Annotated in this window: 14 protein-coding genes and 6 pseudogenes; 4 read left to right on the top strand and 16 right to left on the bottom strand. The window is 35.6% G+C overall.

The window, feature by feature from the left end:
* Positions 1–33: 33 nt before the first annotated feature.
* The 6 genes and pseudogenes from AR442_RS02015 to AR442_RS02040 form a co-directional block, all read right to left on the bottom strand.
* Positions 34–261 carry a sulfurtransferase TusA family protein gene (locus AR442_RS02015; protein WP_003156135.1) on the bottom strand — a complete coding sequence of 76 codons (228 nt, stop codon included), beginning with the start codon at positions 259–261 and terminating at the stop codon, positions 34–36.
* Between the two features lie 33 nt (positions 262–294).
* A pseudogene (locus tag AR442_RS02020) lies at positions 295–1,459 on the bottom strand (MBL fold metallo-hydrolase).
* Complete coding sequence (locus AR442_RS02025; protein ID WP_053285494.1) at positions 1,425–1,994, bottom strand: sulfurtransferase TusA family protein; 570 nt, start codon at positions 1,992–1,994, stop codon at positions 1,425–1,427. The pseudogene AR442_RS02020 and the gene AR442_RS02025 overlap by 35 nt, the downstream one beginning before the upstream one ends.
* 65 nt (positions 1,995–2,059) lie before the next feature.
* The gene (locus AR442_RS02030) at positions 2,060–2,428 is read right to left on the bottom strand and encodes a rhodanese-like domain-containing protein (protein ID WP_053285493.1); all 369 of its coding nucleotides are present in this window, start codon (positions 2,426–2,428) and stop codon (positions 2,060–2,062) included.
* 44 nt (positions 2,429–2,472) lie between these two features.
* Positions 2,473–2,955 carry a DsrE/DsrF/DrsH-like family protein gene (locus tag AR442_RS02035; protein WP_003156140.1) on the bottom strand — a complete coding sequence of 161 codons (483 nt, stop codon included), beginning with the start codon at positions 2,953–2,955 and terminating at the stop codon, positions 2,473–2,475.
* 159 nt (positions 2,956–3,114) lie between these two features.
* Positions 3,115–3,375 carry a metal-sensitive transcriptional regulator gene (locus AR442_RS02040; RefSeq protein ID WP_053285492.1) on the bottom strand — a complete coding sequence of 87 codons (261 nt, stop codon included), beginning with the start codon at positions 3,373–3,375 and terminating at the stop codon, positions 3,115–3,117.
* A 600-nt stretch (positions 3,376–3,975) separates the two neighbouring features.
* On the opposite strand from AR442_RS02040, the gene AR442_RS02045 reads away from it, so the two are divergent.
* The gene (locus tag AR442_RS02045) at positions 3,976–4,437 is read left to right on the top strand and encodes a CarD family transcriptional regulator (RefSeq protein ID WP_014416980.1); all 462 of its coding nucleotides are present in this window, start codon (positions 3,976–3,978) and stop codon (positions 4,435–4,437) included.
* A 644-nt stretch (positions 4,438–5,081) separates the two neighbouring features.
* Here the strand turns inward: AR442_RS02045 and cspC are convergent.
* The 3 genes from cspC to AR442_RS02055 all read right to left on the bottom strand — a co-directional run bounded on the left by cspC (position 5,082) and on the right by AR442_RS02055 (position 6,573).
* Positions 5,082–5,285 (bottom strand): cold shock protein CspC, encoded by a 204-nt coding sequence (gene cspC / locus AR442_RS02050; RefSeq protein WP_003156143.1) that lies wholly within the window; start codon positions 5,283–5,285, stop codon positions 5,082–5,084.
* 446 nt (positions 5,286–5,731) lie between these two features.
* Positions 5,732–5,830 carry a molecular chaperone TorD family protein gene (locus AR442_RS21045; protein ID WP_074534332.1) on the bottom strand — a complete coding sequence of 33 codons (99 nt, stop codon included), beginning with the start codon at positions 5,828–5,830 and terminating at the stop codon, positions 5,732–5,734.
* 104 nt (positions 5,831–5,934) lie between these two features.
* Positions 5,935–6,573, bottom strand: a complete 639-nt coding sequence (locus AR442_RS02055) for an NAD(P)-dependent oxidoreductase (RefSeq protein WP_025650270.1) — start codon at positions 6,571–6,573, stop codon at positions 5,935–5,937.
* A 196-nt stretch (positions 6,574–6,769) separates the two neighbouring features.
* Here AR442_RS02055 and AR442_RS02060 point away from each other — a divergent pair, with 196 nt between their 5' ends.
* Positions 6,770–7,213: an Rrf2 family transcriptional regulator gene (locus tag AR442_RS02060; RefSeq protein WP_021495071.1), complete on the top strand. Its 444-nt coding sequence runs from the start codon at positions 6,770–6,772 to the stop codon at positions 7,211–7,213.
* 341 nt (positions 7,214–7,554) lie between these two features.
* The gene (locus tag AR442_RS02065) at positions 7,555–7,896 is read left to right on the top strand and encodes an MmcQ/YjbR family DNA-binding protein (protein WP_053285491.1); all 342 of its coding nucleotides are present in this window, start codon (positions 7,555–7,557) and stop codon (positions 7,894–7,896) included.
* Positions 7,897–8,159: 263 nt separating this feature from the next.
* Here AR442_RS02065 and AR442_RS02070 read toward each other — a convergent pair whose 3' ends face one another.
* Both AR442_RS02070 and AR442_RS02075 read right to left on the bottom strand, forming a co-directional pair.
* Positions 8,160–8,585 (bottom strand): MaoC family dehydratase, encoded by a 426-nt coding sequence (locus AR442_RS02070; RefSeq protein WP_053285490.1) that lies wholly within the window; start codon positions 8,583–8,585, stop codon positions 8,160–8,162.
* Between the two features lie 125 nt (positions 8,586–8,710).
* Positions 8,711–9,085: pseudogene (locus AR442_RS02075) on the bottom strand (cystatin-like fold lipoprotein); the annotation flags it as partial.
* A 227-nt stretch (positions 9,086–9,312) separates the two neighbouring features.
* Here AR442_RS02075 and AR442_RS20785 point away from each other — a divergent pair.
* Positions 9,313–9,417, top strand: a pseudogene (locus AR442_RS20785) (esterase); the annotation flags it as partial.
* 615 nt (positions 9,418–10,032) lie between these two features.
* On the opposite strand, the gene AR442_RS02080 reads toward AR442_RS20785, so the two are convergent.
* The 5 genes and pseudogenes from AR442_RS02080 to AR442_RS02085 all read right to left on the bottom strand — a co-directional run.
* Entirely contained in the window at positions 10,033–11,436 is a 1,404-nt protein-coding gene (locus AR442_RS02080) for an MFS transporter (protein ID WP_014416971.1), read from the bottom strand.
* Positions 11,437–11,474: 38 nt separating this feature from the next.
* Positions 11,475–11,840, bottom strand: a pseudogene (locus tag AR442_RS19730) (BCCT family transporter); the annotation flags it as partial.
* A gap of 705 nt (positions 11,841–12,545) precedes the next feature.
* Positions 12,546–12,664 (bottom strand): annotated as a pseudogene (locus AR442_RS21050) (IS1595 family transposase); the annotation flags it as partial.
* A complete protein-coding gene (locus AR442_RS20790; RefSeq protein ID WP_228370356.1) occupies positions 12,621–12,749 on the bottom strand; it encodes a hypothetical protein in 129 nt (42 codons plus the stop codon). The pseudogene AR442_RS21050 and the gene AR442_RS20790, both read right to left, overlap by 44 nt.
* Positions 12,706–12,861: pseudogene (locus AR442_RS02085) on the bottom strand (tetratricopeptide repeat protein); the annotation flags it as partial. The pseudogene AR442_RS02085 and the gene AR442_RS20790, both read right to left, overlap by 44 nt.
* Positions 12,862–12,931: the final 70 nt, after the last annotated feature.

Raw genomic sequence — 12,931 nt, forward strand, 5'->3', positions numbered from 1 at the left:
GGCATCTTTGTATTCGATACCCTTTCACATTTATTAGCCTTTTTTAATCCAGAATTTCAATACATCGCCTTCATCAGTTTGCTCTAAAAGGTCATGCCCGCCTGATTTAGACCAAGCTGCAAGATCATTTTTAGCTCCCTTATCTGTTGCATGCACTTCTAATATTTGACCTGATTCCAGTTCATTCATCGCTTTCTTTGTTCTGACGATTGGCATTGGGCATGCCAGGCCTTTTGCGTCTAATACTTTATCTGATTTCATGTTCATCTCTCCTCTTTTTAATAGAAACTTGTGTTACCGTATTGCACAGCGGTTTGGACCAATCTCCATTTCACGCTGTTTTTCTTCATCTGGGCTGATTTTCCCCATGTTTGTTTCTCGAATCTCTTGGTATGCATTTGGCTGCGGAGGCAAATGATCTGTTACTAGGTGTCTAAATTCTGTTTCATCCGCAATGTTCAAACCATGGTTCTCGCTAAATAATGTACGTAGTTTTTTACCAACACTTCCATTCTCATTTAGCTCGTCAATGATCATAAAGTGTGCCGGTAATACAATTAAATCCTTTGATAACGCGTTGTAACGGCTATAAAGCGTTGTTCTTAAATCTCCCGCCCAATCTTCTGCCATACCGGCTAAGTCTGGTCTTCCGATTGAATCAATAAACAAGATATCACCTGAAAGAAGATACTGATCATCGACAATGAAAGAAGTGGAGCCAATCGTGTGCCCCGGTGAATAAATCGGTTGAATGCCAATCTTTGTGTTTCCAATGACAATATCGTTGCCTTCTTCCAGCGGCTGATAATCAAATACCGCTTCTTCTGCATCTTTCGGCGGTAACCAGTAGGTTGCTTTTGTTTTTTCAGCTATGACTCTGCCGCCTGAAATATGGTCTGCGTGAAGATGTGTATCAAATACGTGAGTAATCTCCGCGCCCTTCTCTTTCGCAAAGTCTATAAAAATATCCGCCATACGTGTCGCATCAATAATCGCTGCTTCACCATTGGAAATGACCATGTATGACAGGCAGCCCTTACCGATACGAACAAACTGATACATCTCACCGCCATCTTTTAAATCCCCGACTTTTACCGGCTCTAAATGTTCACTCCATGCTTTCATTCCACCCTTAAGATAGGATACAGAATGACCTGCTTCAGAAAGCATTTCGGATACCATGACGGATGAACCTTCTTTTGCACAAACGACCAGCACTTCTTTATCAGAAGGAATTTTCTCCAAGATACCTTCTACGCCATCTAAAAGATCGAAATACGGTACATTTAAATAGTCAAAACAATGTCCTTCGATCTTCCAATCGTTAAAGTCATTTTCATTACGCACATCCAGAATAAATAAAGATTCTTTGTTAAAGATTTTTTGTGTGACTTCTTTTGCGGTAAGTGCTTGAACGGTCATGTTTACATACCTCCTTTTTCTGTTTTACCTGTCCAATCCCGCATACCGGGGACAACATTAATAACCTTTTTAAAACCTTGTTTTTTCATGGTGTGGGCCGCCATTTCACTTCTTCTTCCCGAATGGCAGATAATATAAATTTCATCATTTTTGTTTAATTCGTTAGAGCGCTTTTCCACTTCACCTAGAGGGATATGCACAACTCCAGGAATATGAGCATTTTCATACTCCTCTATCTCTCGTACATCTAAAATGTTAAGAGACTCGTCACTATCCACTTTCTGTTTGAAAGCTTCTAATGAAATCTCAGGAATTGAAGCTGCATTTTCTGCTGAAAGCTCTCCTCCTTTTCGAAGAAAGTGACGAAGGACTTCGCCCTCTGCTTCAGTACCTAGATATTCATGGCCTGTACTATTTGCCCATGCTTCCAGATCTGCTGTAGAACCTTTATCTGTCGCTTGAATTTCTAATATGTCACCAGCTTTTAAATCCTTCATACTCTTCTTCGTTTTTACGATAGGCATTGGACACGCCAAACCTTTAGCGTCTAGTACAATATTTGCTTTCATCATTTTTTCCTCCTTTTCTCATATAGGGGTGGGGGTATATAAATATGCAAAAAGTTACTCTCTGGATGTTAATACCATGTATTCATACCACCTTTTATATTTGTGATATTTTTAAACCCTTGTTTCTTCAATATTTTACTTGCCTTTATACTTCTCATTCCGCTTTGGCAGCTCACAAAGACGTCTTTGTCTTTCGAAAGCTGATGAGTTTGACGAGGCAAGATAGACAAAGGAATATTTTTGAACCCTTTAATATGCCTTGTGCGGAACTCATAAGGTGTTCGTACATCTATAAACTGTTTGTCTTTATTTTTCAGCTCTGACTTTAAATCAGCAGTTGTTATTTGTTTAACACCATGCAATGGGAAAAAACGTCGAAATACGATCCAAAGTAAAAATAAAATGAGTAAAGTATTGAACATTACTCCGCTATTCATAGTGTTATAACCCCCTTCACTTATTCAATTTGCAATGGATAACATTAGATAAATAAGTTGACATTGCCTTCTTCAGCATCTGCCAAATAAGCAGCTACACCAGCATAGTCGATATCATCTAATAGTTCTTTTTCCTGTAAACCAAGAAGATCCATTGTCATCGTACAAGCTACGAGCTTTACACCTTGTTCTTGAGCCATCTCAATCAACTGAGGCAACGTAAGTGCATTATGCTTTTTCATCACATTTTTAATCATTTTAGGGCCCATACCTGCAAAGTTCATTTTAGATAAACCCATCTTATCAGCACCGCGAGGCATCATCTTTCCAAACATTTTTTCAAGAAATCCTTTTTTCACTGGAATCAGCTCTTCTTTACGTAAAGCGTTTAATCCCCAAAACGTATGGAAGATCGTCACTTCATGATCGTAGGCAGCTGCACCATTTGCAATAATATAGGCTGCCATTGCTTTGTCATATTCGCCGCTAAATAAAACAATTGTTGTGCGTTTTGTTTGTTTTGTCATGTCTATTCTCCTGACTAATCACTATTACCCCAGGGGGTATATCGGAATTAAAATTTTTTCGAAAGATCTCCTATTATTCAACCCGAAATACCGGCAGGGGTATATTATAATAAATATAAAAATTCGTCAACCTTAAAGATGATAGGTTGATGAATTTTTTTATCGGCTCTTTACCAATAATTCGACCGCTTCTTTTACTAAGTGTTGTGTGTCTTCTCCCTTTTCTAAACTTTCACGAACACAATGTTCAAGGTTTGTGCTCACAATCAAACCCATTGCTCGATCGATCGCATTACGTGAAGCAACTAATTGGGTCACAACCTCTCTGCAATCTTTTCCTTGTTCCATCATGGTCAATACACCTTTTATCTGTCCTTCTATCCGGCGTAAGCGATTTTTAATCTTTTGATCATATTCCATGCGTTGAACTCCTTCTTTGAAATTTATATATTTGCATGTTATCAACTATCACTTCATACTATGCTTTATCACACTACATTATTAACTAGATAATGTTTGTGAATCAATATTATACCCTTACAGGTATACTGTCAATTTTCAAGACGGCATGAGAATGATTATAAAGAGTTAATATTAGTACCCCCTGTTTTACGTTAAACCCAAAAGATTAATCACAAGAAGTCTCCATATTTACTTAACATGCTCTTAATTGCATAATTGGTATCCTTGAGGAGAAGAAGACATCGAAAAAGTAAAAAAGTAAACAAACCTAGGATTCAATTGCTGTCATTGATGTCAAGTCATGAACTCCTAAAGGAGATTTAATAACTCATTTTCAACGAAAAACTGATCTCTGTTAATTAGTCGAGATTCCAAGATATACACGGACCAATTGACCTTTCCTTTTTTAGGAATCCCACAGGCTCCCTCTTGTTTTGATGTTGTTTTTTAAAAAAAGTTATTGACACCAATAAATGACCATGTTATCATTAAAAATTTGATATCTCACTCCATATATGATAACCTTAAGTTAAGTTCCTATATATGGAGGTGGATGATATGTTTCAAATTGGCGATAACATTGTTTATCCAATGCATGGAGCAGGTACAATTGAAGCCATAGAAGAAAAACAATTCTTAGAGGAAAAACAACAGTATTATGTCATAAGAATGTCAATCAGTAATATGACAGTTATGATTCCAACGCGTAAAATATTGAGTTCAAATATACGGCCGGTTACTGATATACGTGCATTAAAACACATTATACACATTTTTCAGCATGGAGAATCAGATAGGCTACTGCCGTGGAAGCAAAGGTATATAGTAAACACGAACAAAATAAAAACGGGTGAAATACAAGAAGGCGCTGAAGTTGTACGTGATTTAAGGCGGATGAAGAAAGAAAAAGCACTTAATTCAAGCGAAAAAAAAATGTTGGATCATGCATATGAATTTTTGATTAGTGAACTGGAATTCATTAAAGGAATCACTGAAAAACAAATAAAAAGTTTTTGCTAAGGTTAATTTTAAATAATGTTTTGCATTCCAAAAAGCACCCGAAAGTTTTCGGAATATTACGATTAGATGTTTAACTTCTTCAACTTACTTTTAAAACATTAACCCCTTTTATTACCCCAACAATCTAATCTGTTTTATTTTTTTCTTCAACGAACATTTGAATTTTTATCAAAAAACTCGATGAAATAGTCACTTGATTTTTGTAATCCTGATTCACACTGGCACGGACAAGGAGCCGTAAGGATGGAAGAGAGGCAGGGCTTTCATTGTTTTAGGTCTAAGTGATTATTTCCGGAAGAAAAAACAACCACTCTCCTCTTTATCTTTAAGAATTTCTTACATCTGCTTCCACAGTGAATAGCAGTTGTTTATCTTCTTTTCATAAAAGAGATATGCGAATTGTAACAAAGAATAACATACAGATATATTGAGAACATAAAAACAAATCATTTATATATATTCCACATATCGTCAATCCGGTATGTTATACTGTAAACAATCCTTTGAGGTTTTAAACCTTTTTCTTACCTTGTAGCAACTGTCCCTACTCGAACGTTGAGTAGGGTTTTTTTATTCAGTATGATACAGAGAACATAAAAAAACAGGCCCTGCATAAAGAGCCTGTTTGTATAAACGATTAAAGATTAAGCAGTTTTTTGAACGTTAGCAGCTTGAGCTCCACGAGCACCTTGCTCAACGTCAAACGTTACTTTTTGACCTTCGTCTAAAGATTTGAATCCGTCACTTTGGATTGCAGAAAAGTGTACGAATACATCGTCTCCATTTTCACGTTCGATAAATCCAAAACCTTTTTCTGCATTAAACCATTTAACTGTACCTTGTTCCATTTTTGTTGCCTCCTAGTGTGTTACACATTGTATTACTATCCTTGCCCAAAGTATCATCAAGACGAAAAGTCGATATTCATACTATCCTTTACACGAACAAAAATAATTCTCCTTTATCATAGCACGAAACGGAAATAACTGCAAATTAATAATGTGTTCATTCATGTTTTATTTGTTAAACCTGTCGATACCAGTGCAAAATAAGATGCCTGTTAATAGCTATGGTTTGAAAACACCGTGAAAATGAATCACGAATGCCTTCAAACCCAGTACTTCATATTGATTGTTAAAGGTTTCTTTAAAAAGCTCAGCTGTTTCTTGTTCAAGTACAAGATATTCTTGACTGTTCACTGGTATAGCTTTGTTTCTGCACAAGTTTCCAAACGATCACTCAAGTATACCCTTATTTTAACGGTATTAACTTGTCATGTTTGTTCCTCAAACAATCAAAGTTTACGGTCTAAATAAACTGATTCACATAGGGGAGCATGGAGAGAGTTTGGCCCGATAAAGAGCTGGGTATAATCTTCATACGCTTTTTGTATCCCGGCTGGCCATTGCTAATAAAGATTTAATCGAGATGGAGATCATTTTCTGACCTTCAATAATTTTACACAGGATTAGGAAAGATACTTATTATACATGGAACTTATTCAGCTTCTCCAACAACTGTAAAGCGTTCATTTATATGTTTTGGATTTTCAATTTCATCCAATACTGCAATTGCATAGTCTGCATAGCTGATATAACTTTCGCCTTTCGAATTCACAAGAAGATGATCTTTTCCTGACTGATAAAATCCAGTTCTTTTCCCGTCTGGGTCAAATACCGCTGAAGGACTGATAAATGTCCAGTTAATATCAGAAGTTTCCTTTAGTTCTTGCAAGTTACGACCTTGCCCTTTAGCTGTTGGAATAAAAATCTCCGGGAAATCAGGTGTATCCATTACACTGACAGTTTTATTTTCGTCTACATAAAGACTCCCTGCTCCACCTACAATTACAGCTCTTGTGCCCGTTCCTTTTAATGCCCTAATTAATGCCCGGCCAGCATCTACATGTGCCTGTTCTTCTCCTAATGGAGCACCGAAGGCATTAACTGCTACATCTAACTTTTTTAGATCATCCGATGTAAGATCAATTATATTTTTTTCAATGATTGAAATCTTTTCCTCTTTAAGTTTTGCAGCATCTCTTACAATTGCAGTTACTTCATGTCCCCTGCTTACCGCTTCTTTCAAGATAAGACTTCCAGCTTTTCCGGTTGCACCAATGATTCCAATTTTCAATTTAAAGTCCTCCTAATCATTCAAAATTTCAAATGTAACCATATTGATTACATGTAATAATTTTAGTTACACCTCGTTTATTTGTCAATACTTTTATCATCTTGTTAATTGAGCATATTAGAGTAAAAGAACTTGTAATACATTCAGTTACAAGTGTACTATAAAGAGTGAACGTAATTAGGATGGTGAAGAAATCATGTCTATTAGCAGCCGTTTTGCTGTAGGAATTCATATATTGGCTCTTATTGAAATAAATGAAGACGGAATTAGCACTTCTGAATTTTTAGCTGGAAGTGTAAATACAAATCCCGCCTTCATAAGAAAAATTATGGGGATGCTGAAAAAAGCAGGTTTAGTAAAAGTTCGGCCAGGTATTGCAGGAGCTGAATTAGCGAGGGATTTAACTGAAATCACCTTACTTGATGTTTACAGAGCAGTTCATGTTGTTCAAGATAAAGAATTGTTTAGTATACATGAAAATCCCAATCCTCAATGTCCTGTAGGCCGGAACATTCAAAGTACAATTGGTCCAATATTTGAAATAGCCCAATCTGCCTTGGAAAAAGCTCTTGGGCATATCACAATTGAGGATGTGGTAAAGGATATTATTGAAAAAGAAAAATTGACCAATAATTGTTAAATGATTTCACAGAAAATCTTTTATCAGACTGGGGATAAGAAAAATGGCTTTTTCATGAACAAAAAAAGAGCAGACATAAAGTCTGCTCCTTTTGATGAAAGATTTAGATTACGGTAAGGGATATAAATATGCTCATGATACAGAGGAAAAATTAACGACAATGCAGACGATGCCAGATTCTTTAATAGGGGTGAGTATTACTATCCAACAACTCAAGGTTCAGAAGCTAAGTTCAAACAAATACTTGAGGAAATCACGGATTGTATAAAAGAAACCGCAAATCTTAGTTTGAACGAATATGTTCTGTATATAAAAATAATGAGGTATGGAGTGAATTGATAATGAATTATGATGAAATAAAAGATTACTGCCTAACCTTTCCAAACTCTTATGAAGACCATCCTTTTGGAGATGGTTGGACTGCAATTCGGCACAAAGGGAATAAGAAAATATTTGCACTTATCTTCACCCGCGACGAACACTTATGTGTCAACCTTAAATGCGAACCTAAAAGGGCTGATTTTCTACGTAGTCTTTTTGAAGAAATCAAGCCCGGATACCATATGAACAAGGAGCATTGGAATACTCTTACCTTAGATGGGGGACTCCCAGAGCACCAAATCCATGACATGGTAAAGTACAGCTTTGAACTGACAAAACCAAAAAGTAAAAAGGAAACATAACATCGAAGGATAGAACGCTCATTATAGATATTCATCCGGTGCAATGATACAGAGAAATATGCAAAAAACCTCAAGGCAGCAATGTTTAAATTCGTATTTACGAGATGATTTTTTCGTTATTGTTATTCCTTTGTTTCTTGACATAAGTTGAGCAAATAAAAAAGAGCAGACTCAAAGTCCAATCAATTCATTAAGATGATTGCTTATTTCATCCAGACACCTATAAAAAATGAAAGGTGACGATGATATGCCACAAAAGTCATTTAGCGTTTCATTAATACTGATAACTCCCCTTCAAACACTTTTTCCTCTTTCTGATTATAGGTAGATAACGATACAGTAAGTATCCCCGTCTGGCTTTTATTTGGTTTTTTATCAATAACCTTAACAATAGTGTGCAGTTTATCATTAGGGTAAACGGGTGCTAGGAATTTTATATTATTCATTCCTGTCCCAGCAATAATATCGTCTTCATGACACCCTTCTTCAATCCAAAGCTTAAAAGTAATAGATAACGTTTGTATTCCAGAAGCAATAATTCCATTAAATCTGCCCATTTTTGCTTTTTCTTCATTTAAATGCATGTATTGTGGGTCATACACTTCTGCAAAATTCATTATATTCTCTTTTGTTAATTCAAAAGATTTAGTTTGAAAAACCTGCCCAATGGTAAATTCATCCAACTTCATAAATAAATCTCCTTGAATCTAAACTTTATTATTAAATCTACGTAGCATTTTAACATACTGGCTCTCACACAACAACTTAACGGTGAAACAATTGTTCCCCTATCAGGAATGAACAAGCACATTGTTTTTGTTTCCTTGCTTTTAACCTCTTTATAATCAGGTGTTTTCTTATAAAGACCAAGGCGGTCGCCATCACTATCACCCGGCATATGTGTCATTTTCTCATAAGAATCTCCAAGCTTCTCATAATAAGAATAAGCAGTAAGCTTGCGAGAACTTTCTTCTGGCTGATAAAACGCAAGTTGAATATACTTCCCGTCATCATATACACGAATTATGGCGTTATCTCTTTTGTACTCATCTGAATCTGCTCGCATTTCTTTTCTGACTTTCTTCTCCTGCTTCATCACTTCATTAATTGCATTATCATATTTACTACCGCTGCACGCAGTCAGCAGAAGGATGAAGGTGACTGACAAATCATACGGCCTACTATACAGTAACAGATGAATTTTCCGCAAAAAAAATACCAAGGGCGATCTACAACCCTTGGTATCATTGATGCGGCCGAGAGGACTTGAACCTCCAAGGGTTATTCACCCGCAGGGCCCTCCATCTATATTCATAAAACTATTGCTCAGTTGTCAGCATGTTAAGTAAATTACGAATTTCCTTGTTATAACTTTTAATTTCTTCTTCATTACAACCGGTTTTATCAAATACTGCATTAGGTATCATTCACGATTTCGTGATGCTCAACGCCTTAGCTAAAACTGAAGCTGCGCGCGGAGCAATTGATCTTGCCGCAACCTGGCTGCGTAAAGGGTTTTAATTCATCTATTGTTTCGTCACATAGAGACTGCTGCAAATAAATAAAAAACAAACAGATCCACTCAAATAATTGAGTGGATCGTATATTGATTCAATAACTTATCGCAAATATATTCACGTTGGAATAATGGAACTTTTGATGAGCTTTTTAATCGGGCTGGTTATTATTTTGTTGTTGAGATGTCCCTAATTGAAAAGCTAACTCCACAACAAACTCTATTTTTTCACCAGTTCACCCTCTTCATATCCAAAAAACCTTTGTTGATAAAAACAATAGGATTATTAGTTAGCGTACAAGTTCTCGTTTTCTGCTTTGGGCCCCATATAGAAAACAAAAAGCCAGCTCTCCTTCGGGAGAAGAACTGGCATAACAAAGCTTCTTATTTCTTATTTTGCTGTATTGCTCGGACCTTTTAATTTCTCTTCGTTCTTGCGTCAATGTTTTATTATTAGGACACAACCAATAAAATAATGACGATCGAGAATAGCAACGCTGCTTTTGCAAAGCAGTAAGCCCTCCAGAATATAAAAGAGCTGCAGTCATTGCTGCTCGGATAATCCCAGCTTACTCTGAGTCTGTATTTCGAGTAGCCGGTCAATTAAATGGATGTTTTTTTCATTCCTTTTCTGTTTGTTCCATTTTCCACCACAGTGAATCTTTTGGATTTTCAACAGCTTCTTGAAACTCAGCTTTAGAAGCAACTGTTGGGTAAGAACCTTTTAAAGATTTACCTGAAGTATCTTTAAATAAGGTTAACACAACTATTAAGCCAATTAAACTAACTGCTAATAAATAGAAACCCGGCGCCAAATTGTTTCTTGTCACATGGGTTAACCAAGAAGCAACTAAAGGTGTTGTTCCGCCAAAAATAGAAACTGATAAGTTGAATGTCCAGGATAATGTTCGATATCTAATGTCAGTATGGAACAACGTAGGTAAAGATCCTGGCATAGTACCTTCGTATACAGATAATACAATACCTAACATTAAAAGTCCTATAAATAAAAATATTAGACTCCCCATATTAAGAAATTGAAAAGAGATAATCGAAAATACAATTCCTAATACTAATCCAATTGTTATAACTTTTTTATTTCCTAATTTATCTCCCAATTTACCAAAAGTTAAAGCGAACGGTACCATAATAATCAATACAATTGCTGTAATCGGTGTACTTATATTATCACTTATACCAAGGTTCTCATCTAAATAAGAAGGCATATAACCTAACAATAGGTAATTGGTTATATTGAAAAATGCCACAAATACGATACATAAAAAGATATCTTTTTTATATGTTTTAATGACTTCTAATAAACCTGGTTGTTGTTCTTGGTTTTCAGAGATGTCATTTTCAAAGATTGGTGATTCATCTAAATGACTTCTCAAATATAAACCAAATAATCCTATTGGAATACTTAAGAAGAAAGGAATTCTCCATCCCCAACTATTCATTTGAACATCAGATAAAGTCCAGAAAAGTACTGTAACTAAAACAGACGCTACTATATAACCAGATAATGTGCCGATTTCTAAACCGCTGCCTAACCTTATACGTTTATTATCTGGAGAAGATTCTGCGATATATACCATTGCACCAGCGTACTCTCCACCCACAGAAAAACCTTGCAGAATACGAGCTAAGAGTAATAATATAGGGGCCCATACACCAATCTGGTCATAGGTAGGAAGCACACCAATTATTAAAGTAGATAAAGCCATCATTAAAATAGTAATTGTTAATACTATTTTCCGACCAAATTTATCACCCACTTTACCAAAAATAATTCCGCCTACCGGTCTAAGTAAGAAGGCAATTGCAAATGTAGCAAAAGTAAATATTAACTTTAATTCATCGTTTTGAACCGGACTGAAAAAGTTTTTACTAATAATAACTGCCAAATAAGAATATAAAGCAAAATCAAACCATTCCATCGCGTTTCCTATCCCTGTAGCAAACACGCTTTTCTTCGCTTTTTGAATGTCTACAACGTTAATTTTTTTCTTGTTAAACTTCATTTAATAATATCAACTCCTTAATTATCAAATCCACATTATACAAGCGTATAAACGGTCCAAGCATGCAGTCCCAGAATGTATAGCATAATGCTTCTCTAAAGTCTGGGGGTTTCTGTTTCACCTGATGGAGAGCTAACGGCATAGTGGATGATTGGTTCAACTGTACCTTAAAAGACTAGACGAATATCCATACCAGCGCCAAATAACATTGTAAACCAGGAAAGAAGGATGAAATTCAGTTTTTTCGCTGGTTTCCTTAACTTATTTTTGCCGATTGGACTAAAAATAATACAAAAAGCAACAAAAAGAGAAACATCCAACAGATAATACCAGCCAAAGCGGTTAGTGATATATCCTTGGGCTGTGGTTGGTGTTTTCTGCAGACTATTTGGAGAAATGATTCCCCTTCATACAGCTCTATTGTGAATATTATCACAATCAAAAAAAAACTTTTATTTCTTCAAAGGATCCTAAACCTATATTTTAGTTCTTCCATTACGTCTTTATTTACTGATTCTATCTTTATTACCCCGCAATCAGGTGAAACAAAACACTATAAACGTAGCATACCTTTTTAAAATCTGACAAGCCCAACAGGGTGATAGAAACCCGGCTAAAGCCAAGCTAGTCAATGGATAGAAGAAATTTTTTTGTTTTTCCCAAGGAATAACCGTCTGCGTTTAACCTAGCCCAATTAGAAAGAAAAAGAGCAGGAGTAATCCTGCTCTTCCATTCAAAACTTTAATTTGTATGAAGAATGTCGTATACCTTTTCGACTTTCTTTACCTATTAATCAGTATACAGACTACAACAGAAATAAGTAGCACCGGGTATGAAATAATGGATGCATTTAAACAGGCCAATCACCGACAATTGAATTTATTGCATGACACCTAACAAAATTTTTTTTAAAATCCAGCTGGAAATAAAGAAACATTTCTTAGGTAATGGTTTTATTTTTGGTATATCGACATGTATTTGTTCCCCTTCCCTGTAATCCTAATGTTTCGATATGAACATTTAATCCTTTCATACATTTATCACAATTTTAACAATCTTTTAACTGAACTGGGTAAGTTGAACAAGGATTAAACATTGAATTTTGACAATCACAAACTGTCATATGTGTCCGTCATATCAAAAGAATCTCTTTAAGGTGTTGTTTAGTGCTTTCGTTACGGCGACTATCGACAAATAAGAACCAAGCAAAGTATTGTCCAGATAGTTTGAGTATTTTGATCACTTTGAAAATAAGTTATTGAAAATACACTACCTAAAATCACTGCAGCCAATAGACATCGGCTGATTTTCATCAATAATCTCCCCTTTTTTATTTTTCGTAGAGAGCATTAAGCTTCCTCGTTCATGAAAATAATCAGCGACTTCAATCGAAAAATTTTCAACATCAGCAAACATTTTCCTCGAAGTCTTGGTATTCTTCCTTGCTTAGCAGCACTTTCTCTGCTTTGGCAAATTGGAGTTTGAGGCATTAGTA

Source organism: Bacillus velezensis, from assembly GCF_001461825.1.
Taxonomy (GTDB): Bacteria; Bacillota; Bacilli; order Bacillales; family Bacillaceae; genus Bacillus; species Bacillus velezensis.

Excerpts from the sequence above, each read along its gene's own strand:
- AR442_RS02060 (WP_021495071.1), top strand. The coding sequence starts at position 6,770 with ATGTCTATTAGCAGCCGTTTTGCTGTAGGAATTCATATATTGGCTCTT.
- AR442_RS02035 (WP_003156140.1), bottom strand. The coding sequence starts at position 2,955 with ATGACAAAACAAACAAAACGCACAACAATTGTTTTATTTAGCGGCGAA.
- AR442_RS02030 (WP_053285493.1), bottom strand. The coding sequence starts at position 2,428 with ATGAATAGCGGAGTAATGTTCAATACTTTACTCATTTTATTTTTACTT.
- AR442_RS20790 (WP_228370356.1), bottom strand. The coding sequence starts at position 12,749 with ATGAAAATCAGCCGATGTCTATTGGCTGCAGTGATTTTAGGTAGTGTA.
- AR442_RS02080 (WP_014416971.1), bottom strand. The coding sequence starts at position 11,436 with ATGAAGTTTAACAAGAAAAAAATTAACGTTGTAGACATTCAAAAAGCG.
- cspC (WP_003156143.1), bottom strand. The coding sequence starts at position 5,285 with ATGGAACAAGGTACAGTTAAATGGTTTAATGCAGAAAAAGGTTTTGGA.
- AR442_RS02070 (WP_053285490.1), bottom strand. The coding sequence starts at position 8,585 with ATGAAGTTGGATGAATTTACCATTGGGCAGGTTTTTCAAACTAAATCT.
- AR442_RS02015 (WP_003156135.1), bottom strand. The coding sequence starts at position 261 with ATGAAATCAGATAAAGTATTAGACGCAAAAGGCCTGGCATGCCCAATG.
- AR442_RS02065 (WP_053285491.1), top strand. The coding sequence starts at position 7,555 with ATGAATTATGATGAAATAAAAGATTACTGCCTAACCTTTCCAAACTCT.
- AR442_RS02040 (WP_053285492.1), bottom strand. The coding sequence starts at position 3,375 with ATGGAATATGATCAAAAGATTAAAAATCGCTTACGCCGGATAGAAGGA.
- AR442_RS02045 (WP_014416980.1), top strand. The coding sequence starts at position 3,976 with ATGTTTCAAATTGGCGATAACATTGTTTATCCAATGCATGGAGCAGGT.
- AR442_RS02025 (WP_053285494.1), bottom strand. The coding sequence starts at position 1,994 with ATGATGAAAGCAAATATTGTACTAGACGCTAAAGGTTTGGCGTGTCCA.